The 1171-nt window shown below is 36.7% G+C and carries 1 protein-coding gene; it reads right to left on the bottom strand.

The genetic code is table 11. From position 1 onward, the window contains the following. The coding region (locus tag ACFVSH_RS26880; RefSeq protein WP_387708882.1) for a DMT family transporter at positions 1 to 681 on the bottom strand (681 nt) is incomplete at its 3' end. Between the last annotated feature and the right edge of the window lie 490 nt (positions 682 to 1171).

Here is a 1171-nt window from a genome sequence, read left to right on the forward strand (position 1 = left end):
ATACCAAACAGCGAATTGCACGATCGATGACATGATACTTAACCATAATAAAATGAACAACGAATGACCATTCATTATGAAAAATGGTTTTTCAAGAATAAAGCTGCCAAGTAAAAGCAGTAAACCGCCAAAAAGCATCTGATAAGCAGATAATACCCATGTATCGGAAATCGCCCCCCATTTTTTTGCCAATAAAGTGGAAATGGCCCAGAAAACCGCAGAAAGAATGCCGAAAAGAATACCAACCTTAAATTCAAGCTGAGCTCCCATCGTTATAATAACTTCAACTATTCCTAATGAAACTCCAAACCATTGATATAGCTTATAGCGTGTTTGTGAAAAGATGGTACCGAAAACAACAACAAGTAACGGGTTTGTGAATGTAAGTATGGAGGATTCACTTGCTGTAATCGTGCGTAAACTCAGGAAAATGCACCCCATGACTCCGGCTGTTTGAAAAGTGCCGATAATGAGCATTTTTATCCAATCCCCTCTAGTGTTTGGATGCGGTCTTTTTAATAAGATTACGATCATCGCCAATATGGATCCGGCAAGTGTGAAGCGTAATGCTGCTAATAATAATGGGGATGAATATGGTAGACCCATTTTAACCACCGCAAAAGAAGACCCCATTAAAAATGTCGTTAAAAGAATCAACAGTGTAAATTTGTAAACATTCATTTTATTATCTCCTGACATATTTAAATACCAATCTACAGATATTATAGCTGGTGATCATTTCAGTTATCATCGAAATATGGAATACAAGTGGAGATAAATTAAATGTAACGGCATATCATAGGGAATCTTCATAGTTTAATCGGCATATGTAACCTCTTTAAATCTTCGTATTCATCTATGAAATCAACTTCAATTCTTGAAGTTTTACCCTCCCATCAAACGAGGCAAATCATCCGGCACAAAAAGAGCAAACCTTTTTTCCTGTTAACTCATCAACACGGATAGGTTCGACTGGAATGTTTTTCAGTGCTTTCTGCACGATACTGGTACATGCATTTCCCTTTTTCCGGATATAGGTCCTAACACTCCATCATTTAGATGAATTGCAGCACATTATTGGTAAAGTCGTATAAAAAAAATAAGGCTCTTTTCGTGAAGATTGTTGTTTTTAAAACTAAACGATTTAAGGTTGATTGGAGCGCAAGTGCGA

The organism is Peribacillus sp. NPDC058002, from assembly GCF_042886655.1.
Lineage (GTDB): Bacteria > Bacillota > Bacilli > Bacillales > DSM-1321 > Peribacillus > Peribacillus aracenensis.